At 29.5% G+C, this 26,297-nt stretch carries 31 protein-coding genes; 4 read left to right on the top strand and 27 right to left on the bottom strand.

Annotated elements, in window-relative coordinates; translation table 11 throughout:
* Nucleotides 1-22 precede the first annotated feature (22 nt).
* From ABDZ69_RS11760 to yedF, 15 genes are all read right to left on the bottom strand, one after another.
* Nucleotides 23-670, bottom strand: a complete 648-nt coding sequence (locus tag ABDZ69_RS11760; protein ID WP_343769860.1) for a DUF4489 domain-containing protein — start codon at nucleotides 668-670, stop codon at nucleotides 23-25.
* Between the two features lie 112 nt (nucleotides 671-782).
* Nucleotides 783-1,631, bottom strand: coding sequence for a CsxC family protein (locus tag ABDZ69_RS11765; RefSeq protein WP_343769862.1), 849 nt, complete (start codon nucleotides 1,629-1,631; stop codon nucleotides 783-785).
* A 113-nt stretch (nucleotides 1,632-1,744) separates the two neighbouring features.
* Complete coding sequence (locus ABDZ69_RS11770) at nucleotides 1,745-2,620, bottom strand: CsxC family protein (RefSeq protein ID WP_343769864.1); 876 nt, start codon at nucleotides 2,618-2,620, stop codon at nucleotides 1,745-1,747.
* A 127-nt stretch (nucleotides 2,621-2,747) separates the two neighbouring features.
* Nucleotides 2,748-4,079, bottom strand: a complete 1,332-nt coding sequence (locus ABDZ69_RS11775) for a replicative DNA helicase (RefSeq protein WP_343769865.1) — start codon at nucleotides 4,077-4,079, stop codon at nucleotides 2,748-2,750.
* 18 nt (nucleotides 4,080-4,097) lie between these two features.
* Nucleotides 4,098-5,993 carry a Lon family ATP-dependent protease gene (gene lonC, locus ABDZ69_RS11780; RefSeq protein WP_343769866.1) on the bottom strand — a complete coding sequence of 632 codons (1,896 nt, stop codon included), beginning with the start codon at nucleotides 5,991-5,993 and terminating at the stop codon, nucleotides 4,098-4,100.
* Nucleotides 5,994-6,004: 11 nt separating this feature from the next.
* Nucleotides 6,005-6,448, bottom strand: a complete 444-nt coding sequence (gene rplI, locus ABDZ69_RS11785; RefSeq protein WP_343769867.1) for a 50S ribosomal protein L9 — start codon at nucleotides 6,446-6,448, stop codon at nucleotides 6,005-6,007.
* Complete coding sequence (locus tag ABDZ69_RS11790; protein ID WP_343769869.1) at nucleotides 6,445-8,436, bottom strand: DHH family phosphoesterase; 1,992 nt, start codon at nucleotides 8,434-8,436, stop codon at nucleotides 6,445-6,447. Before ABDZ69_RS11790 ends, rplI begins: the two co-directional genes overlap by 4 nt.
* 12 nt (nucleotides 8,437-8,448) lie before the next feature.
* The gene (locus ABDZ69_RS11795) at nucleotides 8,449-9,438 is read right to left on the bottom strand and encodes a YybS family protein (protein ID WP_343769871.1); all 990 of its coding nucleotides are present in this window, start codon (nucleotides 9,436-9,438) and stop codon (nucleotides 8,449-8,451) included.
* 11 nt (nucleotides 9,439-9,449) lie between these two features.
* Nucleotides 9,450-9,767 (bottom strand): MazG-like family protein, encoded by a 318-nt coding sequence (locus ABDZ69_RS11800; protein ID WP_343769873.1) that lies wholly within the window; start codon nucleotides 9,765-9,767, stop codon nucleotides 9,450-9,452.
* 172 nt (nucleotides 9,768-9,939) lie between these two features.
* Nucleotides 9,940-10,206, bottom strand: a complete 267-nt coding sequence (rpsR, locus tag ABDZ69_RS11805) for a 30S ribosomal protein S18 (protein WP_343769875.1) — start codon at nucleotides 10,204-10,206, stop codon at nucleotides 9,940-9,942.
* 17 nt (nucleotides 10,207-10,223) lie between these two features.
* The gene (locus tag ABDZ69_RS11810) at nucleotides 10,224-10,655 is read right to left on the bottom strand and encodes a single-stranded DNA-binding protein (protein ID WP_343769877.1); all 432 of its coding nucleotides are present in this window, start codon (nucleotides 10,653-10,655) and stop codon (nucleotides 10,224-10,226) included.
* An 11-nt stretch (nucleotides 10,656-10,666) separates the two neighbouring features.
* The gene (rpsF, locus tag ABDZ69_RS11815; RefSeq protein ID WP_343769879.1) at nucleotides 10,667-10,954 is read right to left on the bottom strand and encodes a 30S ribosomal protein S6; all 288 of its coding nucleotides are present in this window, start codon (nucleotides 10,952-10,954) and stop codon (nucleotides 10,667-10,669) included.
* Between the two features lie 97 nt (nucleotides 10,955-11,051).
* Entirely contained in the window at nucleotides 11,052-11,258 is a 207-nt protein-coding gene (locus tag ABDZ69_RS11820) for a DUF951 domain-containing protein (RefSeq protein ID WP_343769880.1), read from the bottom strand.
* 21 nt (nucleotides 11,259-11,279) lie between these two features.
* Nucleotides 11,280-11,528, bottom strand: a complete 249-nt coding sequence (locus ABDZ69_RS11825; protein ID WP_343769921.1) for a putative Se/S carrier protein — start codon at nucleotides 11,526-11,528, stop codon at nucleotides 11,280-11,282.
* Between the two features lie 16 nt (nucleotides 11,529-11,544).
* On the bottom strand, nucleotides 11,545-12,123 hold the full coding sequence (yedF, locus tag ABDZ69_RS11830) for a sulfurtransferase-like selenium metabolism protein YedF (RefSeq protein WP_343769883.1): 579 nt from the start codon (nucleotides 12,121-12,123) through the stop codon (nucleotides 11,545-11,547).
* Between the two features lie 128 nt (nucleotides 12,124-12,251).
* On the opposite strand from yedF, the gene ABDZ69_RS11835 reads away from it, so the two are divergent.
* Genes ABDZ69_RS11835 through yyaC form a run of 3 tightly spaced genes read left to right on the top strand, consistent with a single transcriptional unit; the run spans nucleotide 12,252 to nucleotide 15,086 of the window.
* Nucleotides 12,252-13,406: an aminotransferase class V-fold PLP-dependent enzyme gene (locus tag ABDZ69_RS11835; RefSeq protein WP_343769922.1), complete on the top strand. Its 1,155-nt coding sequence runs from the start codon at nucleotides 12,252-12,254 to the stop codon at nucleotides 13,404-13,406.
* Nucleotides 13,407-13,410: 4 nt separating this feature from the next.
* Entirely contained in the window at nucleotides 13,411-14,466 is a 1,056-nt protein-coding gene (ytvI, locus tag ABDZ69_RS11840) for a sporulation integral membrane protein YtvI (RefSeq protein ID WP_343769885.1), read from the top strand.
* A gap of 53 nt (nucleotides 14,467-14,519) precedes the next feature.
* Nucleotides 14,520-15,086, top strand: coding sequence for a spore protease YyaC (gene yyaC, locus ABDZ69_RS11845; protein ID WP_343769887.1), 567 nt, complete (start codon nucleotides 14,520-14,522; stop codon nucleotides 15,084-15,086).
* Between the two features lie 43 nt (nucleotides 15,087-15,129).
* Here the strand turns inward: yyaC and ABDZ69_RS11850 are convergent, their stop codons facing one another.
* The 12 genes from ABDZ69_RS11850 to rpmH all read right to left on the bottom strand — a co-directional run bounded on the left by ABDZ69_RS11850 (nucleotide 15,130) and on the right by rpmH (nucleotide 24,427).
* On the bottom strand, nucleotides 15,130-15,621 hold the full coding sequence (locus tag ABDZ69_RS11850; protein ID WP_343769889.1) for a DUF4446 family protein: 492 nt from the start codon (nucleotides 15,619-15,621) through the stop codon (nucleotides 15,130-15,132).
* A 38-nt stretch (nucleotides 15,622-15,659) separates the two neighbouring features.
* Nucleotides 15,660-16,508 (bottom strand): ParB/RepB/Spo0J family partition protein, encoded by an 849-nt coding sequence (locus ABDZ69_RS11855; protein WP_343769890.1) that lies wholly within the window; start codon nucleotides 16,506-16,508, stop codon nucleotides 15,660-15,662.
* Between the two features lie 6 nt (nucleotides 16,509-16,514).
* On the bottom strand, nucleotides 16,515-17,279 hold the full coding sequence (locus ABDZ69_RS11860; protein WP_343769892.1) for a ParA family protein: 765 nt from the start codon (nucleotides 17,277-17,279) through the stop codon (nucleotides 16,515-16,517).
* Between the two features lie 150 nt (nucleotides 17,280-17,429).
* Entirely contained in the window at nucleotides 17,430-18,209 is a 780-nt protein-coding gene (locus tag ABDZ69_RS11865) for a ParB/RepB/Spo0J family partition protein (RefSeq protein WP_343769894.1), read from the bottom strand.
* A 117-nt stretch (nucleotides 18,210-18,326) separates the two neighbouring features.
* Entirely contained in the window at nucleotides 18,327-19,046 is a 720-nt protein-coding gene (rsmG, locus tag ABDZ69_RS11870) for a 16S rRNA (guanine(527)-N(7))-methyltransferase RsmG (RefSeq protein ID WP_343769896.1), read from the bottom strand.
* 2 nt (nucleotides 19,047-19,048) lie between these two features.
* A complete protein-coding gene (gene mnmG, locus ABDZ69_RS11875) occupies nucleotides 19,049-20,929 on the bottom strand; it encodes a tRNA uridine-5-carboxymethylaminomethyl(34) synthesis enzyme MnmG (protein ID WP_343769897.1) in 1,881 nt (626 codons plus the stop codon).
* 12 nt (nucleotides 20,930-20,941) lie between these two features.
* On the bottom strand, nucleotides 20,942-22,321 hold the full coding sequence (gene mnmE / locus ABDZ69_RS11880) for a tRNA uridine-5-carboxymethylaminomethyl(34) synthesis GTPase MnmE (protein WP_343769898.1): 1,380 nt from the start codon (nucleotides 22,319-22,321) through the stop codon (nucleotides 20,942-20,944).
* Between the two features lie 51 nt (nucleotides 22,322-22,372).
* Nucleotides 22,373-22,999, bottom strand: coding sequence for an RNA-binding cell elongation regulator Jag/EloR (gene jag / locus ABDZ69_RS11885; RefSeq protein WP_343769900.1), 627 nt, complete (start codon nucleotides 22,997-22,999; stop codon nucleotides 22,373-22,375).
* Nucleotides 23,000-23,013: 14 nt separating this feature from the next.
* Nucleotides 23,014-23,676 carry a membrane protein insertase YidC gene (locus ABDZ69_RS11890; protein WP_343769902.1) on the bottom strand — a complete coding sequence of 221 codons (663 nt, stop codon included), beginning with the start codon at nucleotides 23,674-23,676 and terminating at the stop codon, nucleotides 23,014-23,016.
* Between the two features lie 18 nt (nucleotides 23,677-23,694).
* Nucleotides 23,695-23,904 carry a membrane protein insertion efficiency factor YidD gene (yidD, locus tag ABDZ69_RS11895; RefSeq protein ID WP_343769904.1) on the bottom strand — a complete coding sequence of 70 codons (210 nt, stop codon included), beginning with the start codon at nucleotides 23,902-23,904 and terminating at the stop codon, nucleotides 23,695-23,697.
* Nucleotides 23,901-24,239, bottom strand: coding sequence for a ribonuclease P protein component (gene rnpA, locus ABDZ69_RS11900; RefSeq protein ID WP_343769906.1), 339 nt, complete (start codon nucleotides 24,237-24,239; stop codon nucleotides 23,901-23,903). Before rnpA ends, yidD begins: the two co-directional genes overlap by 4 nt.
* Before the next feature lie 53 nt (nucleotides 24,240-24,292).
* The gene (gene rpmH / locus ABDZ69_RS11905; RefSeq protein ID WP_343769908.1) at nucleotides 24,293-24,427 is read right to left on the bottom strand and encodes a 50S ribosomal protein L34; all 135 of its coding nucleotides are present in this window, start codon (nucleotides 24,425-24,427) and stop codon (nucleotides 24,293-24,295) included.
* A gap of 497 nt (nucleotides 24,428-24,924) precedes the next feature.
* Here rpmH and dnaA point away from each other — a divergent pair, with 497 nt between their 5' ends.
* On the top strand, nucleotides 24,925-26,286 hold the full coding sequence (gene dnaA, locus ABDZ69_RS11910; protein WP_343769909.1) for a chromosomal replication initiator protein DnaA: 1,362 nt from the start codon (nucleotides 24,925-24,927) through the stop codon (nucleotides 26,284-26,286).
* Nucleotides 26,287-26,297 lie beyond the last annotated feature (11 nt).

Consider the following 26,297-nt stretch of genomic DNA (forward strand, 5'->3'; position numbering starts at 1 on the left):
CCCATTTATTATTAAACTTTATCTAACAACTTGATTTAGCTATTGCTGATAGAGTTGGATTATATACTATAAGAATATCTCCGTTAACTACGTTTACGGCTTCAATTAATTTAACAGTGTAAACACAACAACCTGGGCAGCTATTACATTCACAGTGACTGAAACAGAAAGAGGTAGTAATTCTTTCATCTTCAGTATCTAGAGCTGCTACATAGTCCCAAGTTCCACAGCTTATTTCTTGTTTATCATCACAAACTTTAGATAACTGGAATACTAATCTTACTGGTCTATTTTGATTTCCATCAGATCTAAATTTAATAATGCTAGAAAAATCAAATTTTACTACTGGGTTTTTTAAACAGCTTGTATCTATAGTTAAGCATCCCAATGATCTAGGATGGAAGAAATTATTTGATCCAGTTCCTAGTCCATCAGGTATAGTTCTGCTTATTTCAGTGCCTGTTCCCTGTGCACATTCAAAAATTATTGGATATGGGCAAGGGCTCTTTGGGCAACAATGAGCAAATTTGTGTTCATCATTAGGACATTTATCACATTGGCACTTATCACATTTGCATTTATCATTGTGTTCTTTATCACGTCTATAGTCATCATAACAGTCCCTATCATAATCTTCTCTACATTCTGGTTTTCTGTAATATAACTTCATAAAAAATCCCCCTCTTTATCATCATAAAGTCTATAATTTTCTTAACCTTCCAAAGAGTTATACTCTTCTATTACAATATATGAAAAGTATTTACAATGGTTACATTCATTCATTAATATTTTTCTTCCTTCATCTTTCTTGCTACCATACCCTTTTCAGGCATGTAACCTATTTCAACATAATCATTATATTCTTCATCTTCATCTTCACAATCTTTATCCATATATACATCACAATGTGGTTCAGGAATGAACACTTGTTGATTTTGTAATACTTTTATTTGAAGATATATAACCATCTTCTCAACAAAATCTTGGAAGCAATCTTCTCTTGTAAATCTTTCAGCACACTCTATATCACGATCAAAAATTTCTGTTTCTAAAATTTTTGCCCACTCTAATTCACAGAAGATAGGTTCATGAGCTTTATTAAAGTGTAACCATGACTGTTCTCTGTTATCTTCGCAAAGCATTTTTTTATCTAAAACATTTGATTTCTTTTTAAAGGATTTTCCAAACTGTGGATATTTATCAAATTGTATTGCTGTAACACATCTAAATGGAACATTAAGTGTAGTGTGTAATATTCTACCACTTACACTAGTATTATTAGAACAATCTACAGTAGAATACTGGATATTTTTTTGTACAAATCCTGCTATGAATAATTTATTTGTATGAGGAACAAGATGACATTGAGTAATGCATACGTTCTTATCTATAGTCTTTATATCAAATGCTGGTTCTTCTAATCGTATTTCAGATTCAACATCTATTTGAATTTTAACACTTGATAAAACTACTGGAACTTTAACTACTATTGGACCAGGACGTCCATATGGCTCACGGTGCCAGTTACTACATTCTCCTAAAGTAGTTGAATCAATAATTCTGGAATCGCAACGTGCGCCTCCCTGCTGAGCATTATTATTACAATCATCTTTTATGAAATTTATAGGCATAATTTAACCCCCTCTTTGTACTCTTCAGTATATAAAACTTTAATTAAAGTTTCATATCTAGTACTATATTATTCCGAAAATATAAATTGGTACCTATCAATTTATATTTTTAATTATTCCTTATTAAAATCATAAGTAGTGACTTCTCTTCCAATCATGCCTTGCTTGGGATCAAAGCCTACTTCAATATCAATACACTTTCTGCCTTTCCCATAAGAAGAATCCATATAAGAATCCTCTGATAAACACTCTACTATTTCCACATTCCCCATAGGTTCAGGAATAAATATCTGTTGATTTTGTAATACTTTTATGCGAAGAAATATAACCATTTTTTCCACTAGCTCTCTAAAAGTTCTTTCTTCTGATGTTATATTTGAAAGGGAATTTTGTTTATTTAAAATATCTGTTTCAAGTATATTAGCATCTTCTAATTCGCAATAAACTGGCTCGTAAGGTTTGTTATAGTAAATCCATGAGTCCTCCCTTGTATCTTTGCACTGCATATTTTTATCTAAAACATTCAATTTTGTTTTGTAATCCTTGCCGTAAACTGGGTTATGTGATAATTGTATTTTCGTTACACATTTAAAAGGAATGTTTACTGTTGTGTGTTTCATTTCACCACTAATGCTAGTTTTATTAGTACAATTAACTGATGAAAATTGTATATTTTTTTGTACATAACCTCCTATAAATAATTTATTTGTCTGTGGAATAAGCTTACATTGAGTAAGACAAACATGTTTATCTATAGTTTTTATATCAAATGCTGTTTCTTCTAATCTAATTTCTGCTTCTAAATCAATTTGTACTTCTACATCTGCTAAGACTACCGGAATCTTACCAATTAATGGCCCTGGACGTCCCATTGGTAAATTACACTTATTATTGCACTCCTTTAATGTAGTCGATTCTATTACCTGTGAATCACATTTAGGATTATGTGGATTCTTTTCCCAGTCATTTATTGTATTTTCCTGTGACATCTATTACCCTCCATATAATATTTTATAATATAATATGCCAGAAATAGTTTAAGGTACCAATTTTTATATTATGCCTTAATTTCCTGGGTAATAATTTAATGCACAAAAAAGGAGGGTTTCCCCTCCTTTATTGATGTATAATATCCAATCTTCCAAACTTACTATATTGCCCAAGCCAAGCTAATTTAACTGTCCCTGTAGGACCATTTCTTTGCTTAGCTATTATACATTCTGCTACGTTTTTGTCTTCAGTTTCTTTATTATAGTATTCATCTCTATATAGAAACATAACTAAGTCAGCATCCTGCTCTATGGACCCAGATTCTCTTAGGTCAGATAGCATAGGTCTATGGTCAGCTCTTTGCTCAGGTGCTCTAGAAAGCTGGGAAAGAGAAATTACTGGACATTCCATTTCCTTTGCCAATGCTTTAATAGAACGAGAAATTTCTGATACTTCCTGTTGTCTGCTTTCTGAACCCTTACTTCCTGACATAAGTTGAAGATAGTCTATAACTATTAGGTCTATGCCATGCTCAATTTTCAATCTTCTACACTTTGATCTCATTTCCATTACAGAAACACCTGCAGTATCATCTATGAATATCTTTGATGCAGAAAGCGGTCCTGCTGCTTTTGCAATGTTCTCCCAATCTCTATCATCTAAGTTTCCAGTTCTTAATTTAAGCATATCAACATTTGCCTCAGCACATAAAAGCTTATAAGCAAGTTGTTCCTTAGACATTTCCAAAGAAAATACTGCTACGCTTTTTCCTTCTCTTAATGCTGCATTCTGAGCTAAGTTTAGTGCAAAGGTAGTTTTACCCATAGAAGGTCTTGCTGCAATAAGAATCATATCACCCTTTTGGAATCCCGAAGTCTTTGAATCTAACTCCGGAAATCCTGAAGATACCCCAGTTACTCCACCTTTGTTGTTGTATATTTTTTCTATTTCTAAGAATCCTCTCTCCAGGACAGTGTTCATAGCTTCAAAATCATTTGTATTCCTATTGTTTGATATATTAAATATCCTTTTTTCTGCCCCATCAACTATAGCCTCAACATCATCTTGCTTATTATAACTATCTTCAATTATTTCTGTAGATGCTCTAATTAATTTTCTTAAAGTAGACTTTTCTTTAACTATTTTTATATAAGATTGAATATTAGCAGTAGATAATATGGAACTACAAACAGCAGTAACATAGGTTATGCCTCCCGCCATTTCTAACTTTTCCCTAGATTGAAGGTTTTCCATTAGGGTTATTAAATCTACAGCTATATCCTTTTGATATAAATCTAGTATTGCATTGAAAATAACTTGATGTGCATCCTTATAGAAGTCATCTCTTGTTAATACCTCTAAGGCTTGAACAATTGCAGTCTTGTCTATTATCATTGCTCCTAGTACGCTTTGTTCAGCTTCAATATTATGAGGCATACTTTTCAATGGTGCATTCATCATCATCTCTCCTCGTGTTTAAAAAGCTATTTTTATTAGTTCATCAATGTTATCTACAGCTTTTACCTCTATATCATTAAGTCCTTCTGGTACATCTTTTAAATTATCCTTAGGTACTATAACTAATTTAATTCCTTTTCTTCTTGCACCATATATTTTTTCAAAAATTCCTCCAACAGGCTTTACTTTGCCTCTTAAAGATATTTCTCCAGTTATAGCTATATCTTGTCTTATTGGTTTATTTAAAAGGGCACTTATAATGCATATAGTTATTGCTACTCCTGCTGAAGGTCCGTCAATACGGCCTCCACCTATTATGTTGACATGTATGTCGTAATCGCTCATATCCTTGTCTGTAATTTTTCTAATTACAGAAGCTGCATTAAATACTGAATCCTTTGCCATGCTTCCTGCTGTATCATTGAATCTTACTTTGCCATGTCCCTTTTCTTTAGCTTCAAAAACAGCTGCTTCTATTTCAAGGGTAGATCCAATGTAGCCACTTACCCCTAGTCCATAAACATGACCTATTTCGAATTTTTCATCAGTACTTATCTCCTCATAAGGCGATAATCTATTTATTGATAAAATTTGTTTTACATCTTCTACTGTTATTTTTATATTATCTTTATCAGCATCAAGGTTTTGACTATAAAGTACATATCCATAAACATCAGCTAATATATTAACAGCTTTTCTTCCTTCAATGGTATATCTACTAATAATTTCTGGTATTTCATCTTCTAATTGAATGTTTAATTTTTCTGCAGAATTTAATATTATTTTTTGTATATCCTTTGGAGTTAATGGCTGAAAATATACCTCTGTACATCTAGATCTTAACGCTGGATTTATATCCCCCGGCTCTTTTGTAGTAGCTCCTATAAGAATAAAATCCGCTGGTGCTCCATTTTCAAATAAGTATTTAATATACTTAGGAGTATTTTCATCGTCTGGATCGTAGTAAGAGGATGAAAATTCAACTCTTTTATCTTCTAATACCTTCAATAACTTATTTTGAAGTATTGAATCTAATTCTCCTATTTCATCTATAAACAAAACCCCACCATGAGCTTCTGTAACTAATCCAGGTTTAGGTTCTGGAACTCCAATTTCAGCTAAGTCCCTCTTGCTTCCTTGATATATAGGATCGTGAACTGAACCAAGTAGTGGATTTGTTATTTCTCTTGGATCCCATCTTAAGGTAGTTCCATCTACTTCAATAAATTTAGCCTCTTCTTCAAAAGGAGTATTTTTTAATTTTTTAGCTTCTTCTAACGCTAACCTTGCTGCTGTAGTTTTACCTACTCCTGGTGGCCCATATAGTATAATATGTTGAGGATAAGGAGAAGCTATTTTTGAAAGTAATGATTTAATAGCTATCTCTTGGCCCACAATTTCTGAAAATGTTTCAGGTCTTAATAAACTCTGTACACTTTTCGTAAGTTTTTTAGAATCTAGCATCTCAAGATGAGCATATTTTTTAAAGGTTTTTCCATTTTCAGGTCCCTTTTGCTTTCTTATGATACCCAATCTTATTTCATCCATATATTTATGTTGTTTTTCTACTAGATTTCTTTCAACTTGCTTTTCTATATTATTTTGAACATATCTTTTTGCTAAAGCTTCAGATAGCCACTTATTAGTATTTTCTAATGCTTGGCGTGAATTTTTTTCTTCTGGGATTAATTCAATCCCTTTTCCATCACTGATTATCTTATTTAATGCATAGAGTTTCTTATATTTATCTCCACTTTCTAAATAACCTTGAATTTTATACTTTATACTCCTTGACTTTATAGTCTTTTCATCTAGTATCTTTTTCATCACTTCGTATATTACATTTAAATGAGACTCTAAAGACAAAGATTCCGTTACTTCTTTACTTATATCATTAGTTTTTTCAGATTTCACTATTATCCCCCTTATTGCTCTTGAACAACCACCTTAATTTTAGTAGAAATTTCAGGATATATTTTCACTTCTACTTCATAAGTTCCTAATTGTCTTATTACATCTACAACTATTTTCTTTTTATCTATATCTAATTTATAAGACTTTTTTAATTCCTCAGATATGTCTTTACCTGTAATTGATCCAAATAGTCTTCCATTTTCACCTGACTTAACCTTTAATGTCACTTCTTTTCCCTTTATCTCATTAGCAACTTTTTGTGCTGCTTCTATTTCTGCAAGTTTTTGTCTTCTTTCAGCTTCTTTTTTATTGTTTAATATATGCATACTTCCTTCTGTAGCCTCTATAGCTAGCTTTTTAGGAAACAAGAAGTTTCTTGCATATCCATCTGAGGCATTTACCACATCTCCCTTTTTACCTAATGCTTTAACGTCTGATAATAAAATTACCTTCATTTTTCCTCACCTTCCCTTAAATACTTATCTATGACATTTTCTAGTCTTTCCACTGCTTCTTCAATAGAAACAGACTGAAGCTTTGCACCTGCCATAGTCATATGCCCACCACCACCTAGTGATTCTAATAGAATTTGCACATTTATGTCGCCGTGGGATCTGCCACTTATAAATACCTCATCTTCTATTTTAACAAATACAAAGGAAGTATTGATACCTGTAATATTTAGCAACTCATCAGCAGTTTGTGCAGCTAATACAACATCTTCCATATTTGGAGGGCAAATTGCTATGGCTATTCCATTAACTACCTTAGCAGATTTTATTATTTCATACTTTTTTAAGTATGTATCTAAATTATCGGAAAATAATTTTTTAACCTCTAATGTATCCGCCCCCATTTTTCTTAAAAATGATGCGGCTTCAAAGGTTCTTACTCCAGTTTTAAAGTAAAAATTTTTAGTATCAACACATATACCTGCTAGCAGTGCCTCCGCTTCAACAACTTTAAGCTGAGGCTTTTCTGACATGTATTGTATAATCTCCGTTACCAATTCAGAAGTTGATGATGCATAGGGTTCTATATAACTTAAAAGAGTCCCTTCTATAGAACTGGTAGATTTTCTATGATGATCAATTATTACTATCTTCTTAGAGTGTTCAACTAATTTCATATTTTCTATATAACCTTTGCTATGAACATCAACTACTATTAATAAACTATTATCATCTATTTCAGTTATAGCTCTTGCACTATTTATAAATGCATTATTATAATCCTTTTCAGACTTAATTTTTTCCATTATGGGCTTTATGCTATTGTTAATATTATCTAAAATTATATAACACTCTTTATTTAGTCCAGTTATAGCACTAAATAATCCAACAGCAGCTCCTAGACAATCTATATCAGGATTCATATGTCCCATAATATAAACTTTATTGCTTTCACTAACTAGATTCAAGAGGGCATGTGCTATTACTCTTGCTCTTACTTTAGTTCTTTTTTCTATTTCTTTTGTTTTTCCTCCATAAAAATCTAATTTTTCACCGTTTTTAACAACAGCCTGGTCTCCACCTCTTCCCAATGCAAGTTCTTTTGCAAGCACAGCATACTTCTCATTTTCAAAAGGTGTAGCTCCTCCCCTGCCTATTCCTAAGCTTAAAGTTACAGTTAGCTTATTTCCTATACTTATTTCTCTTACAGAGTCTAATATATCAAATTTTCTATTCATTTCTTCTTGTATATATTTATCCTGAACTGATAATACATATTTATTAGAGGAATACTTTTTTAACATTCCTTGTAAGTTTTGTCCATAACTATTTATTATCTTTTCAATTTCTGCTATTAATAAAGGCTTCTTATCTTCTTCTGTTGTCTTTATTACATCATCTAAATTATCTACTTCTATTAGCATTACTGCTTCTTTATTATTATCAATTTCTATGATCTTATTGTACATATCTGTTATATCAGATAAATAAATAAGTATTAATTTATCTTTTTTATTTTTATTATCAGTAGAATCAATTATATTAATATATAAATCGTAATAATGCTCATCAATTTTAACGCCTCTATAAGTATTTCTTTTGCCATCTAAAACATGTCTTAAGTTTATGTCTTTTATTAAATCACTTATATTACGTTCTAATATACTTTCTTGATTAACTACTGAAGAAAAAGTTTGATTATACCAAAGTATATTTCCACCTTGCCCTAATATAATCATAGGAAGTGGAAGTTTTAATAGTGTATTTCTTGTTGCATTATCTAAATCTGTTGAAAAATTTTTTATGAAATTTTCCCATTCGCTTTTTTTCAACTTATTACTATTAAAATTGTTTATAATTAGAAAAACATATATGAATATGGATCCTATTCCTAATAGAATATTATAATATGCTATTATGGCTATTAATATTGCTATCATTAGCATATAACTTTTATTCCAAGAAATAAAATACTTATATTTATTATCCATAACTAGCCCTCACTATTTTGTATTTATTATTTCCTCTGTATTTAACTTTCTAAAATCTATAATAATATCTGAAATTCCTAACACTGTATATAAAAATGCTAGTTGAGAAAATAGGGTAAATATTATTATTATAGATGATATTCCTTTAGACAGTTTGTATTTAAATCTTAAATAATAAATTACAACAGATACCCCGCTAAAAAGAAATAAATATTGTAGTAGCATTTGAGATGAGTTCAATATATATTCCCCAGCTTTTATGTTTTGCTTAACTAGTATTACCCCTACTAATAATCCTATTGCAGCAAAAGTAGCTACTTTAATATTTACATGTATATGAGCAATTTTAGGCATTTCTTTTATATTATAATTTAATCTTTTTAGTATAGCTCTAGTAATGATATATGTAAAGTATGCAAATATAATTGATGATAATATAACCATTCCTGGGATTACTCTAATCAAAAAATCACTACTCATAGTTTTAAATGATTCTGTTAAAGGTTTTAACTGTTCTTCACTTACCCCCATTTTACTATACATATTAAGGGTTAACTGCATGGATTCATTCATCACTTTTATCATTTCATCAATAAATCCTACCAGTGTACTTTTACTTATAATAGAAATATAAATAACCATGTCAATAATTGTTCCTATTATTGATGCCATTGATAAAATTAAAATACTAATAGATACATCCTTATCCTTTTTTATGCAATATCCTAAAGCAATGCCTGTAAGTCCAAACATTATGGCGGAAGATATTCCTGAAAGAGGATTATACATAATTCCAACTAAGATTCCACTTACAGCAATTGATGTTATCGTTACCTTTAAATTATGTCTTAACATTAATACAACTACAGGTATGGGTAATATAAATCTTCCAAATACCGAAAAAACAGGCATATATATATTCATCAATGCTAGTAATACTATAATTCCTGTTATAATACCAGCTTCAACTACACTTTTAGTGTTATAAACTCTATTATACATCTTTTCCTCCATCACTGTCTTTCTTTTAAATGAGTATATAATCTACTTAAGTCTTTCCCCTCTTTTTCAATTTCATCTTCATCGATTATCCCCATTTTTAATTTCTTCTTCATATTTTCATCCACTGCTGTAAAAGAATATCCTAATCTATCTGCTAATATATATAATACCGTTATTGCTCCAGAAATACAATCTAAGATAGCACCTTGCGCTACATTCGTTCCCCTAGTAAGCAACTTAAAAAAATCGCCTATTATACATAAAAGTTCTGCTTTTAAATCTTCTATTATTTGAATGTTTCTCATGATATTTAAGTTATCCCTTTTCATTCATTTTCCTCCTATAATCTATCTACCTGTAATTATTAACACATACATATGAATTTTAAACATATATACTTTAATTATATGTGTAGTACGGATTTTTTACAATAATGATAAAATAAGAAGTACCTATAATAAAATAGGAGAGGAACAAATTCCTCTCCATATATTACATTTTTTATTCTGTTGTGAATGGTAATAAAGCTATGTTTCTAGCTCTCTTTATTGATTCTGTCAATTCTCTCTGGTGCTTTGCACAAGTTCCAGAAATTCTTCTTGGAAGAATCTTGCCTCTTTCAGTTACGTATTTTCTTAATTTATTTATATCTTTATAGTCAATTCTTTCTGATTTATCAGCACAGAAAGAACAAACTTTTTTCTTAGCTCTTCTCATTCTGCCGCCGCCTCTTCTTGCGCCAGCATCTCTTCCTGAATCTTTATTCATTTTCTTCCCTCCTTAAATTAAAATGGGATCTCACCATCATCAATTGGTGTAATATCCGCTCCATTAGAATCATATGGGAAACCGCCCATGGAATCATCAAAGTTTCCTCTGTTTCCTCCAGATTGTTTGCCTCCCCATTCTAAGAATTGTACCTCATCTGCAACAACTTCAGTTATATATCTCTTTGTTCCATCTTTTGCATCATAACTTCTTGTTTGAATTCTTCCGCTAACTCCCATGAGTTTACCTTTACCCATATAATTAGCTGTGGATTCGGCTTGTTTTCCCCATACTACTACAGGTATAAAGTCTGCCTCTCTATTGCCATCTTTAGAAGGATATCTTCTATCAATAGCTAATGTAAAGGTTGCGACAGCTGTACCGCTTCCAGGAGTAAATTTAAGCTCTGGATCTTTGGTCAACCTACCTATTAAAACAACCTTATTCATTTAAACACCACCTATTTTTCTTCTTTTATGATTATGTGTCTTATAACTGAGTCGTTGATTCTGAACAATCTATCTAATTCTTCTGGTAATTGTGGCTGGGAATCAAAATTGATTAATGTATAGTAACCTTCACTAATCTTTTCGATTTCATAAGCAAGCTTTCTCTTACCCCAAAAATCAACGTTTTCTACTACTCCACCAGCATTTTCGATAACAGTTTTATACTTTTCTATGTTCGCTTTAACTGCTTCCTCATCTAATGATGGATGTAAGATAAATATGGTTTCATATTTTCTCATTAGATTTCACCTCCTCCCCTTGGACTAACGGCTGTGGTTTCCACAGCAGGGACTACCAAAGTATTTTATCACTAAAGCCCTTAAAAATCAATAGCTATTATTCATTTTCTATAGTTTCTTCCTTTTTAATGATCTTTTTCATATCCTTTTCAAATTTATTTCTCTCTATCATTACTATCCTACTACAAATACAACATTTTATTTTTATATCTGCACCCATTCTAATTATTTTCCACTCTTTACTTCCACATGGGTGTGTTTTTTTCATTTCTACAATATCCCCAAGTTCAAATATTTTATCCATAAAGTTAATTCCCCCTTTAAATTACAATTTTATTTCATCTTTACATATATTATTTTCCATTAAGTAAATGTGATTTACAAGAATTTTATTATCATATATTAAATCTTTTACTAAGGTAAAGTCTTCTTCTTTAACTAAAATACTTATACCACAGCTTTTTGTTATACTAGTTGGCGTTGGCATAACTTCAATAATTAACTTTTTTTCTGATAATATTTTTTCTCCTTTAATAGCATCCATAGTATTCTTAAATATTAGTAAGTACTTTATATATTTCCCTCCCTACTTATATCTTTATAGTGTTATGTGAACTATTCATTTTTTCAACAATATCGTACATGTTAGATATTTCACCTATTTGAAGCTTATCTTTTAAGTTATAATAATCTAAGCAAGTGCCACAACTATAAATAGCTGCTCCTTTTTCCTCTAGCTTTTTCAAACTCTCTAAAACTGCAGAACCTTCCGTAGTTAAATTTACTCCACTATTTAAAAATATAATATTCTTAGGTAAATCATTGCTTTCAGTTAATGCAAAAAAGTAACTTCTCATTAGTATTGACCCTAATTCTTCACTACCTGCACCTAATTTATTATCGGCAACTACCAAAGTTATACTTTTGCTATAGTCCTTTACTTCTTCGCTTTTTCCATTCTTATTAATAATAATCTTATAGAAATCTTCTTTTTCTTCTTTTATTTCAAAGCTATATCCATTATTAGTAGAATATTTTATAATATTGTTTTTAGCTATTTCATTATCTACTATTATTTCTGCTACGCCTTCCTCTATGGAATCGAAAAATCTTTTTGTTTGTATTACTGGCATTGGACATTTTAACCCTGTGCAATCTATAAATTTCATTTTAACATCCTCCAAAACTTATTGCTCTATATATAATAATATTATATATAGAATTAATAAACAATTAATAAGTAATTAATAAATAGCTATGTTATAATTATTTTAGAAAATATAAGGAGATGATGTATATTAAAGTATATTTAGATAATGCCGCCACTTCTTATCCAAAACCTGATTCTGTTTATGATGGAATTACAAATTATATGAAAAATATTGGGGTTAATTCAGGAAGAGGAGTATATTCAAATTCCTTAAAGGCTAACGAACTTCTTTATAACTGTAGAGAGGCTATAGGCAATCTTTTTAATTATAATAAAGAGAGTAATATTATTTTCACCTCAAATATAACTTCTTCCTTAAATATATTATTGAAATCCTCAATAAAAGAAGGATGGCACATAATTACAACTACTATGGATCATAACTCAGTTTTAAGACCATTAATGTCAATATGTGAAGCTGTAAATGCTGAATTACAGGTGATTCCTTGTTCTAAACATGGTATTTTATCTATAGATGAATTTAATAAATCTATTAAGAGTAATACAAAATTAGTAGTCATGTCTCATGCTTCTAATGTAATTGGTGCCATACAAAATTTACAGGAAATTGGGAATATATGCAAGAAAAACAATATCTATTTTATTGTAGACTCTGCACAAACTGCTGGATCCATTGCCGTAGATTTTAATAATTTAAACTGCAGTGCTCTAGCTTTTACAGGCCATAAATCTTTGCTCGGGCCTCAAGGAATTGGTGGTTTTATAATAACTGATGAATTTAATAATGAAACCTTGCCTTTTATTGAAGGCGGAACTGGCAGCCTTTCTGATAGTATTTACCAACCAGACTTTTTACCTGACAAGTTTGAAAGTGGTACTCTTAACCTTCCAGGGATAGCAGGATTATATGAAGGAATTAAATTTATTAATAAAGTGGGGGTAGATGAAATAAGGCAACATAGTAATCATCTATTTAACTATTTTATAGAAAAATTGCTAAACATGAATTTTGTTACTATTTATGGATATAATCCTACACAAGAATATACTGCTACAGTTTCAATTAATTTAGCTAATATAGATAACTCCTATGCAGGATATTTATTAGATAAGGAGTTTAATATAATGACTAGAACAGGCATGCATTGTTCGCCTTTAGCTCATAAGACACTAGGAACCTTTCCTAGTGGAACATTAAGGTTTAGTTTAGGATTTTTTAATACCAAAGCTCATATAGACTACACAATAGATGCTTTATATAATTTATTTAAGAGGATGTGAATACATGGATAAACTAATCGAGAAATTAGATAAGTATATTATATTTTTTGTTCTATATACTTTAAGTTTCATTTTATTTTTTAAATTTATTAAGTATGCGCTACCCTTTTTTCTAGCTTTTATTTTTTCTTTAATACTTAAGGGCCCTACAGAATACATTATTAAAAAATTTAAATTTAAAAAAGGGTTTGCTTCTTTAATTACTACATTGGCATTTTTCGCAATAATAATAACATCTATATGGCTTATGACTACTTCTTTATCTAGAGAAGCTATTCAATTAGCAAAAAATTCTCAGCATTATTTCTCTGATAGCGCTAATGACATATATAAATTTATTGAAAGCTTAAAAGTTTACTATAATAATTTAGACCCTTCAATAATAACAAGCTTAGAAAGTAATTTAACTAGTTATTTATCTAAAGCTTCAAATTTAACAGTTACTATAACAAGTAAAATAATACAAATAATGGTATCATTTTTAGCATATATACCTTATGCTTTTATGTTAATATTATTTACACTACTTTCTACTTATTTTTTTACTAAAGACTTTACTTCTACAAGGGATAAAGTAATGAACAGCATAATACCTGATAAATCTAATAAATTTTACACAATTATGAATGAATCAAAGAGAATGTTGTCTAATTATGCTTTATCTTACCTTTTAGTTATATTGTTATCTTTTATAGAAACTTTTGCTGGCTTCCTATTTCTTAAAGTTAGATATGCATTAACTCTCAGTATAATTGCTGCAATTTTTGACATTCTACCTATATTAGGTATTGGTGGTATTTATATTCCTCTTGCTTTATTAAACATATTTATATTTAAAAATTATTATATTGGATTTGGTGTACTAATTTGGTATGTAGTTGTAACAATTATTAGACAAATAGTAGAACCTAAAATAGTATCCTCTTCCTTAGGTGTGCATCCTGTTTCTATTCTAGCTTCTATATACATTGGATTAAAGGTTGCAGGAATTAAAGGAATGTTCTTTTGTATATTTTTAAATATATTTTTGAAAGTACTGAAAGAGGTAAAAGTATTATAATTATTGAATATAATTCCTCCTATTGGACATAATTCCAAATAGGAGGTTTTTTTATGAGTGAACGATTATTAATAGATTCTAAAAGTAATAATTCAATTAATATTTTAAGAGATGCTCTCTCTAATTATTTAAAACCAATTGTACAATCTAAACGCCCCATTATTTTACTTTGCATTGGATCTGATAGATCGACTGGAGATAGTTTAGGCCCTCTTATAGGTCATAAGTTAAGATTTTTGTCTAGAGATAATTTCTTTATATATGGTAACTTGGAAAGCCCTGTTCACGCAAAGAATCTGTGTGAAATCATAAAAGAGATTGATATAAAACATAAAAATTCATATATAATTGCAATTGATGCTTGTCTTGGAAATGTTCAAAATATAGGTAAGATTTGTATTGAAGAAAAACCAATGTCTCCAGGATCTGCCGTTAATAAAGACTTACCAACTGTCGGAAATTTAAGCATTACAGGTATTGTAAACATTTCGGGCATGCTTGAATTTATGGTTTTACAAAATACAAGGCTTCATGTGGTTATGGATCTAGCAGATACCATATCTTCAGGAATCTATCATAGTATCATAAAGACAATAGGTGGAAAGAAGAAAACAAATTAACAAAACCAAGAATATTTTCTTGGTTTTGTTAACTTTATTGAAATTAAATATTTTTATTAATTGCATCTTTTAATACATAATTTTCTTCTTCCGATAATTCATATCTAGATAGCCCTTTATCTATTGGTTTTGCATAAGTTGTGCTGTCTGTTCTACCATATATACCAGTTAAAATTATTCCATCATTTTTGTTATCCAATAAGGCTATAGAATATGATAAATCACTTCCTACATCTTCAAAAGCTCTATATCTCATTATTGAATACTTTTGTACACAATTGTTTAATCTACTATTGATTTCTTCCACACTAATCTTAATATTATTTGACTGTTGAACAGCACTATCAACTCTATCTAAATAAGATATAATTATTTCTTCAATATTCTTATTATCTACACCCCTCATAAACTTTCTATATCTTTTTTCTAGTTTATTAATAGCACTAAATTGAATTATAATTATTAAAAATAATATTAAAATTAATATTATCAATACTATTAATATTATAGGTTGATAGCTCATTATTAATTCCATTTATTGTCCCCCTTTCAAAATGTTTCACGTGAAACATTTTATAAATGTAAAACTTCTAATATTCTCTGTAAATCTTCTTCTGAATAATACTCTATTTCTATTTTTCCTTTATTTTTCTTATTGTTTATAAAAACTTTTGTGCCAAATAAATCTTCCAATCTATATTTTATATCATTGTAATAAGGATTATATTCCTCAGGGTCTTTCTCTTTTTTAATTTTTCCATCTCCAATATTTTTAATAATTCTCTCTGTTTCCCTTACACTTAAATTTTCATCAATTATAGTCTGTGCAATACTATATTGTAAATCTCCATCGTCTAAAGAAAGTAAAGCTCTACCATGTCCTTCACTAATGACACCATCAATTAAATAATCTCTAACTCTTTCATCAAGATTAATTAATCTTAAACAGTTTGCTATAGCAGTTCTAGATTTTCCAATTCTCTTGCTTAATTCCTCTTGAGTTAAATTATATTCATCTATCAATTTTTTATAAGCATTAGCTTCTTCGATAGGATTTAAATCCTGCCTTTGAATATTTTCTATTAGAGATACTTCTAATACATTTTTATTACTTAAATTCATTATTACTACAGGAACCTTATTTAAGCCTGCAAGCTTTGCAGCTCTCCATCTTCTTTCTCCTGCAATAATAATATATTTGTTTTTTTCATTGTTGACTATTATAGGCTGAATAATTCCATGTTCTTTAATCGATTCACTTAATTGTATTATATTTTCTTCATCAAATTTCTTTCTAGGTTGTCTATCATTAGGAATTATTGAATCAATTGATACTTCATTGGTTGTATCTTTTACTTCATCTTCAATCTCATCTGGAATTAATGCTCCTAACCCTTTACCTAAACCAAACTTTTTATTCATAAGCTGTTACTTTTGCCTCCTTATAAATTCTTTAGCTAGATTTTCGTATGATTCTGCACCTTTACATTTTCCGTCGTATAAAACTATTGGTAAGCCAAAGCTTGGTGCTTCTGCTAATCTAATATTTCTAGGAATGGTGGTATCATATACCTTTTCTTTAAAATACTTTTTAACTTCTGATACTACTTCTAAGGAAAGGTTTGTTCTTCCGTCATACATGCTCATTATAACACCTTCAATATCTAAATCCTTATTTAAAGATTTTTTTACTAATTGAAGTGTATTAACTAACTGTCCAACACCTTCTAAAGCGTAAAACTCACACTGAATAGGTATTAAAACAGTATGTGAAGCCACAAGAGCATTAATTGTTAATATACCTAATGAAGGTGGGCAATCTATAAAAACAAAATCATATTCTCCATAAATTTCTTTTATTTTGTTTTTCAAAATATGTTCTCTTTCACTCTTTTGGATTAATTCAACTTCAGCACCTGCTAAATCCATGTTAGATGGAACTATGTGATAATTTTCTAGTAAGGGGCTAGCTTTTATTACATTTTTTATGCTAATATCGGTGGTTAATAAATCGTACATAGATTCTTCTAACTTTCTTTTATCAAAACCAAGTCCACTAGTTGTATTTCCTTGAGGGTCTATATCTATAGATAAAACTTTGTAACCTTCCATACAAAGATAGGAGCATAGGTTAATGTTTGTTGTAGTTTTACCCACACCGCCCTTTTGATTAAATATAGAAATTATTTTCATACTTGTCACCTATCTTTCCCTTTTATATTACTATAATTAATTATATAACAATATAAAAATAATAACAGTATTAAATTTGTAATTTACTTAAAATAATAAAAAAAGAGCCCTTTAGGCTCTTACTTTAAAATGTTTCACGTGAAACATTAATTACATTTTAGGAATTGTAATAGTTATTTGTATTTTATCTTCTAATTCTTTCGATGAATACTGAGCTGAAAGTCCATATTTATCAAATACTTGCTTTACTGTATTTATATATACTTTGGGACTAAATATTCCTTTAATTCTTTTTTTACCATCTTTGCTTTTATTGTTTTCAGTTATATTTATTAATTCTTTTTCAATTAATTCTTCTGTCTTTTTAACATTTAACCCATTTTTAATAACTATTTTTAAAATTTTTAACTGCATTTCTTCTGTAGGAAGCTTCAATAGTGCTCTAGCATGTCTTTCTGTCAGGTTGTTTTCTAGTATCATTTTTCTAATTTCTACAGATAACTTTAATATTCTAATTTTATTAGCAATGGTAGATTGTTTTTTTCCAATAATTTCGGCAAGTATTTCTTGAGTATAATTATGTTCCTTTATCAAATTGTTGAACGCCTCAGCTTCTTCTAAAAAATTCAAATCTTCTCTTTGAATATTTTCTAGCAACGCAATAGATGCAGAATCTTTATCTGTTATATCTATAAATATAACAGGCACTTCAGTTAATCCTGCTTTCTTTGCTGCTCTTAGTCTTCTTTCACCAGCTATTAATTCAAATCTATTTTCACCTATTTTTCTAACTGACAAAGGTTGAATAATACCAAAGCTTGTAATAGATTTTGCTAATTCATCAATAGATTCTTCATTAAATATTTTTCTAGGTTGATAGACATTAGGAGATATTAAATCCGTATTTACAAATCTTATGTTCTCTTCCATTTTAAATCATCCCTCTTATTTTTTCCTCTTATTAACAATTCTATATTTTACGCTAAAATCCTTTTTTTATAAAAGTATTTTCTATGACAAAATACAACACTAAGCTAAGTAACTATATCACTTAAGTGGATTTTTTGTTACCATACCAGCTTTTCTAGGATATTTTGGAGATATATTTTTAACTTTCTTTATAATAACTAAATTATGCTTTAAATCACTATCTTCAATATTAACTTCAATTACATCTTCTATCTTTCCACCTAAAATACTAATTGCGTTACTTGCTTCTTTTATTTCATCATCTACTGCCGGTCCTTTCATGGCTATAAAATATCCATTAACTTTAACATAAGGTAAACAAAACTCGCTTAAAACTGATAAGTTTGCTACAGCTCTAGATACAACTCCATCAAATTTTTCTCTATATTCTTCTTTTCTAGAATAATCTTCAGCTCTGCCATGAAGAGTGCTAATACTTGTTAAATCTAGTTCAGCAATTACCTCATTTAAAAAATTTATTCTTTTGTTTAAAGAATCTAACAAAACAATATGCTTTTTTTCATCCATAATTTTCATTGGTATGCCAGGAAATCCTGCCCCTGTTCCTATATCCATTATATAATTTAAATCTTTCAATATAGGGAACTTATAAATTTTTATGCTATCAATAAAATGCTTTTTTATTATATCATCATCTTCTGTTATGGCAGTTAAATTTATTTTATTGTTCCATTCCTTAATCATTTCTTTGTATTTAATGAATTTATTATATTTCTCTTCATTGAAATCTAACCCAACGTCTTTAGAGCAAATTTCTAATATATCATAATATTTCATAATTATTTAACTCCTCTATACTTCTGTTCTAAATATATTAATAGCACGGATATATCCGCTGGAGATACGCCAGAAATTCTAGATGCCTGACCTATATTCATAGGTCTAATTTTTGTTAATTTTTGAATAGCTTCTATTCTCAAACCATGAATATTTCCGTAATCTATATCCAAAGGAATTATTTTATTCTCCATTTTTTTAAACTGGTTAACTTGCTCTATTTGTTTTTGTATATATCCTTCATATTTTGAGATTGTATTTACTTCTTCTTGAACATCTTCTGGTAATTCTGGCCTAAATTCATCTAGTTTCCACACTTTAAAATAATCTAATTCAGGTCTTTTAATAAGTTCATATAAAGATATTGGTTTTTTTAATTCAGATGAATTTAAAGATACTAAAATTTCATTAACTTCCTTTTTATTGGTTATCTGTAATTTTTTAATTCTTTCAATTTCCTTTTCCATAGACTCTCTTCTTAAGGTATATTTACTATATCTATCTTCTTTTACAAGCCCTACTTCATATCCCTTATCTGTCAATCTTAAATCTGCATTATCTTGTCTTAATATAAGCCTATATTCTGAACGAGAAGTCATCATTCTATAAGGCTCATTTGTACCTTTAGTTACTAAATCATCTATTAAAACACCTATATATCCGTCAGATCTAGTTAAAATTAAAGGATCTTTTTCTTTTATTTTCATTGCAGCGTTTATTCCAGCTATTAAACCTTGAGCACCCGCTTCCTCATATCCTGAACTTCCATTGATTTGACCAGCGCTAAATAAACCACTTATTTCTTTAAATTCTAATGATAAATCTAACTGCTGTGGATCAATACAATCATATTCTATGGCATAGGCCGTTCTTAAAAATTCAGCATTTTCAAGTCCTGGTACTGTTCTATACATAGCTACCTGAATCTCTTCTGGAAGAGATGTAGATAGACCCCCTACATATAATTCATTTGTATCCTCGCCTTCTGGCTCTATAAATACTTGATGCTTTTCCTTATCTGGAAATCTATTTACTTTGTCTTCAATAGATGGACAATATCTTGCTCCAACTCCTTCAATAGAACCATTGAACATTGGGGATCTATGAAGATTTTGTCTTATAACTTCATGAGTTTTTTCGTTTGTATAAGTCAAATAGCATGAAATTTGATCCTTATTTAGCTTTTCACTAATAAAAGAAAAAGGAACTATTTTCTCGTCTCCAGGTTGCTCTATCATCTTAGAGAAATCTACAGTCTTCTTATTAATCCTTGCTGGTGTTCCTGTCTTAAATCTTCTAATATTTACACCTAAATCTATTAAGCTACTAGTTAGTTCCTTAGCTGGAAACAGTCCATTTGGACCACTATTAATAGATACTTCTCCAATTATTATTCTACTGTTCAAATAAGTTCCTGTGGCAAGAATAACAGCTTTAGCCGTATAATATGCTCCAGTTTTAGTTAATACTCCAACTACTTTTCCATTTTCGGTTTCAACTTTAGTAACTTCTATTTGTTTTAAAGTTAAATTTTCTTCCTTCTCTATTATTTTTTTCATTCTTAAAGAGTATTTAGACTTATCAGCCTGAGCTCTTAATGAATGTACCGCAGGTCCCTTTGAAGTGTTTAGCATTCTAGATTGAATAAATGTATTATCTATATTTATTCCCATTTCTCCACCAAGGGCATCTATCTCTCTAACTAGATGACCTTTAGCTGTTCCTCCTATATTAGGATTACATGGCATCATCGCAATACTATCTAAATTAATAGTGCATATTAAAACTTTACATCCTATTCTAGCAGCAGCTAAAGCCGCTTCACACCCAGCATGACCCGCTCCTACAACAACTACATCATAATCTCCTGCATAATATTTCATTTTCTATTCTCCCTACTTTCCTAAACAAAATTCTGAGAATATCTTATCTATAATGTCTTCTTCCACAGTATCACCAGTTATTTCTCCGAGTCTTATCCATGCATTTCTTATATCTATAGACGCTAAATCTATAGCTAAAGTAAATTCTAAAGCATTTAAAGCAGCGTTTAAACTTTCCTTTGCTCTTATTAATGCCTCTTTATGTCTTGTATTTGTTATTATAACATCTCCAGCCTTTACTTCTCCACCAAAAAACATTTCTTTTATACGCTCTTTTAGTATATCTAATCCTTTACCTGTCATGGCTGAAGTCTCTATAATATATTTTGATTCAATATCTTTAATTAAATTTTTATCAAATTCATTTTTTAAGTCAACTTTATTTAAAAGAACTAGATATTTTTTATTTTTAATATATTCTATTATCTCATTATCTTCACTATCTAATTCTCTACTAGAGTCAAGCATCAAGATTATTAGGTCTCCTTCGTCAATTTTTTCTTTTGACTTTTCAACTCCAATCTTTTCTACTATATCATCAGTCTCTCTTATACCTGCAGTGTCTACAATTTTTATAGGAACTCCATCTAGATTTATATATTCTTCTATAACATCTCTTGTAGTTCCTGGAACATCCGTAACGATAGCTCTTTTTTCCATAAGTATAGCATTTAAAAGAGACGATTTTCCTACATTAGGTTTTCCAACTATTATAATATTTAAGCCTTCTCTTAATATTTTTCCCTCTTCTGCAGTAAGTAACATCTTATCTATATTAATAAGTATTTCTTCTAATTCTTCTTTTACTCTATCTGCCGTTACTTCTTCAAGATCGTCTTCTGGGTAATCAACAGTAGCTTCAATATGAGCTATAGTTTGGAGTAGCTTATTTCTTAAACTATCTATCTCTCTAGAAATTCTACCTCCTGATTGAAGTACAGCAGATTTCATTGATAGTTCAGTTTTTGATCTAATAATATCTATAACTGCTTCAGCTTGACTTAAATCAATTCTTCCATTTAAAAATGCCCTTTTAGTAAATTCCCCTGGCTCAGCTATTCTAGCTCCAGCTTTTACTACCTCTTCTAAAATCTTTTTAGTCGGAGTTACTCCACCATGGCAATTAATTTCTACAGTATCTTCTGCAGTGAAACTTTTAGGTCCTTTCATAAAGCTAATTAGCACTTCATCTAAAGGTTCTTCGCTACTTATTTCCACTATATGTCCATACTTCATAGTATAAGGCTTCATATCTAAAGCACTGCTTTTATCTTTTCCTCTAAATATCTTATTAACAACTTCTAAGCTTTCTTTTCCAGAAACTCTTATAATAGATATTCCACCTTCCCCAAGTACCGTTGAAACTGCCGCTATAGTATCAAATTCTCTCAATTACTACACCTCCCTGTATTATTATTACCTGTAATTTAAAAAGAAAGCCCCTTAGGCTTTCTTTAAATCTACAATAACTCTCCTGTAAGGCTCTTCCCCTTCACTATATGTCTTAACATCAGGGTCATTTTGTAAAACCGAATGTATAATTCTTCTCTCATAAGGATTCATAGGTTCTAGTTTAACAACCCTTCCTGTTCTTTTAGCTTTATTTGCAATTTTAAATGCAAGTCTCTTAAGAGTTTCTTCTCTTTTCTGCCTATAATTTTCAGTATCAAGTATAACTCTTTTATACTCTGATTCCTGATCTTTATTAATAACAAGACTTACTAAATATTGAAGAGAATCTAAAGTTTCTCCTCTATAACCTATAAGTACTCCCATATCTGGGCCAGTCATAGAAATCTTTATCGAATCTCCTTCGTCTTTTACTCTAATTTCCGCCTGTATTCCCATGGGTCTTAAAACTTCTTTTAAAAAGCATTTTGCCTCATATGAGTAATCTCTTTTAACTGTAACTCTAATTTTAGCTGGTCTTGCCCCAATTATTTTAAATAATCCTTTGCTGCCTTCATCTAACACTTCTACTTCAATTTTATCTCTAGTTAAATTCAACTCTTTCAAAGCAGCATCTATAGCATCATCAACGGTCTTACCTATCATATCTAAAGTTTTCATACCGTAAGCACCCCCTATACTTCCTGTTCAGCCATGTGTTTTTCTTCTAGCTTCTTAGTAAGTATTGTTTGAATGGTCTGTATTATATTACTTGCTACCCAATATAAACCTAAAGCAGCTTTTATTTTGAATGTTATGAAAATCATCATTAAAGACATACTTAAATTCATAGTACTTGCTTGCTTAGCTTGAGGATTATCTCCTGGTGGATTCATTATAAGACCTGAATAGTATTGTGTAGCTCCAGATAAAACCGCAAGAACTACGTCAGGTTTGCTTAAATCTTTTATCCAAAGAAATGAAACTCCATTAATACCTTGTATATTATTAAATACATAATACAAGGCTATTAAAATTGGCCATTGCAATAATAAAGGTAAACATCCTCCAAAAGGACTAACTCCCTTTTCCTTATATAACTTCATAACTTCTTGTTGACCCTTTTGAGGATCATTTTTATATTTATCTTGAATCTTTTTAGCTTCTGGCTGCATTTTGTTCATTCTAATACTTGATCTTATTGATTTTATATTAAGTGGCATTAATACTAGTTTTATTATTAATGTAGCTAATATAATAGCAACACCATATGAGTAATTTGGATTTGTTATTGCGCCACTAACTAATTGGTGCACAAAAACAAAGAAATCAATCAAAGCGTTTTTTAAAAAATCCATCCCAAACCTCCAGATACTTTATTTAACAGGATCATATCCACCTTTACTAAAAGGATTACATCTTAATACTCTTATAAATGCCAAAAAAGTGCCCTTAATAGCTCCATACTTCTCTATTGCATCTAAAGCATATTGAGAGCATGTAGGATAAAATTTACAGCTAGGCCTTTTAAGTGGGGATATATAATTTCTATAAAAATTAATTAATAGTATTAATAACTTTTTCAACGGTTTAAAATACCTGCCTTTTTAAACAAGTTCATTAATGAACCTTCAATGTGCTTATAATTTCTACCCTTTGAATTAGTTCTTGCTATTACCACTAAATCATAGCCTTGTTTCAATTCATGGCTATTTAATCTATAGCTTTCTTTTATTAATCTTCTAACTCTATTTCTTACTACACTTTTTCCAACTTTTTTACTTACAGAAACACCAAATCTATTAAAATTATTTTTTCCGTTCCTATATATATATAAGACAAGTAATTCATTAGAAATGGATTTTCCTCTTCTGTATACGGTTCTAAACTCAGCATTTTTTCTTAACTTATATTTTTTCATATTGATAACTCCTTTTTTCTGCAGTTGCAGAAAAAGGCCACACTATAGCGGCCTTAAGCTGTCAATCTTTTTCTACCTTTTTGTCTTCTAGCTCTTAGAACTTTTCTTCCTGATAAAGTACTCATTCTTTTTCTGAAACCATGTTCTTTTTTTCTTTGTCTCTTTTTTGGTTGATATGTCATAAACATCTACACTGCACCCCCTTTATACTAATTATAAATATATAGCAAATATCTTACTATCATTTCAAATAACTTTAAAGATTCACTATTAAATTATATATTCATGCCCCTTTAATGTCAAGAAAAAGGCTATTGTTAATATTTAATAATATTTTTTGTGGATAACTTCTTGAAACCACCTATATGTTTTGATATTATTATAAAAGGCATGTTGATAACTTTACTCTTCTTAAAAGTTATCAACACCTGTTAATAACTTTGTTGATAACTTGTTATCTCTTTATTTTGTATATATTTTATGCTGTTTTTTCAATATTATTTACCTTTTTAATAATGTTGAAATGTTTTATTCACATCTGTAGATAATTATTTTTTTGCATTTTATATTAACTTTATTATAAACATGTGAATACTTTTATTAACAATTGTCAAGAAATTATAATATGTAAAAACTTCTGTATATAAATTGTTAATTAATATAAATTTGAACTGGAGGATAAAAAATGAGTATCCAATTAAATGATATTTGGGAAAAAACCTTAAATATTATTAAGGGTGAACTTACCGAAGTAAGCTTTAACACTTGGATTAAAAGTATTACTCCATTAAAGCTAGAAAATAATACTCTCTATTTAGTAGTTCCTAATGATTTTACAAGAGGAATACTTAGTAGTAGGTATAAGGATTTAATAGCTAATGGATTAAAATTAATTACTTCAAAAAAATATAATATTGAATTTTATATTTCATCCGAAGATACTTCAGCTAGCTCTGAAGTTATTAAAAAAGATACTACAGAGATAAAGCGAGGAGCTACTGTTGTTGTAAATGATGAAATGTCTACCATGCTAAATCCAAAATATACTTTTGATTCATTTGTCATAGGAAATAGTAATAGATTCGCCCATGCTGCATCACTCGCAGTTGCTGAATCTCCTGCAAAAGCTTACAATCCATTATTTATATATGGAGGAGTTGGACTAGGAAAGACTCACTTAATGCACGCAATAGGTCACTATGTACTGCAAAATAATTCAAAGGCAAAAGTAGTATATGTATCTTCTGAGAAATTTACTAATGAATTAATAAATTCTATAAAAGATGATAAGAACGTTGAATTTAGAAATAAATATAGAAACGTAGATATCCTTATGATAGACGATATTCAATTTATTGCTGGAAAGGAACGTACTCAAGAAGAATTTTTCCATACATTTAATGCTTTATATGAAGCAAATAAACAAATTATATTATCTAGTGATAGACCACCAAAAGAAATTCCTACATTAGAGGATAGATTACGTTCAAGATTCGAATGGGGATTAATTGCTGATATACAAGCCCCCGACTTTGAAACAAGAATGGCCATACTAAAAAAGAAGGCTGATGTAGAACATTTAAATATACCTAATGAAGTAATGGTCTATATAGCAACTAAAATTAAATCTAATATACGTGAATTAGAAGGAGCATTAATTAGAATTGTTGCTTTTTCTTCATTAACTAATAAAGAAATTAGTGTTGAATTGGCCTCTGAAGCTTTAAAAGATATCATTTCTAATAAACAATCAAAGCAAGTAACTATTGAACTTATTCAAGATATAGTATCAAGTTATTTTAGCTTAAGAGTAGAAGATTTCAAATCTGCAAGAAGAACAAGAAATGTAGCTTTCCCAAGACAAATAGCAATGTATCTTTGCAGAAAACTTACAGATACTTCCTTACCTAAAATAGGTGAAGAATTTGGTGGTAGAGACCATACCACTGTAATACACGCTTATGAAAAAATTTCAACAAGCTTAAAAGAAGATGAATCTCTTCAGAACACTGTAAATGACTTAACTAAAAAAATTAATCAAAAATAATCAACAGGTGT

This window comes from Clostridium malenominatum, assembly GCF_039521365.1.
Taxonomy (GTDB): domain Bacteria; phylum Bacillota; class Clostridia; order Clostridiales; family Clostridiaceae; genus Clostridium_AW; species Clostridium_AW malenominatum.